Here is a 242-nt window from a genome sequence, read left to right as displayed (position 1 = left end):
ATTCTCCCGTACGGCCATCACGGTCGTATTAGTCATTCTGGCCTTCATCGCAATTTTTAATGCCTGGGGCTATTACACCGAATCCCCGTGGACGCGTGACGCGCGCTTTAGCGCTGACGTCGTTGCGATCGCGCCGGACGTTTCTGGACTCATTACCCAGGTGAATGTTCATGATAACCAGCTGGTGAAAAAAGGACAGGTACTGTTCACCATCGACCAGCCGCGCTATCAAAAGGCGCTTG

At 53.3% G+C, this 242-nt stretch carries 1 protein-coding gene; it reads left to right on the top strand.

The window, feature by feature from the left end; translation table 11 throughout:
- Positions 1-16: 16 nt before the first annotated feature.
- A partial coding sequence (locus SB765_RS33060) for a biotin/lipoyl-binding protein (protein WP_410932952.1) occupies positions 17-242 on the top strand: 226 nt, incomplete at its 3' end.

The organism is Pseudomonas sp. SIMBA_067, assembly GCF_046534675.1.
In the GTDB taxonomy this organism is placed as follows: Bacteria; Pseudomonadota; Gammaproteobacteria; order Pseudomonadales; family Pseudomonadaceae; genus Aquipseudomonas; species Aquipseudomonas putida.
Note: the sequence above shows the minus strand (reverse complement) of the source record. Positions and strands in the feature narration are given on the sequence as shown.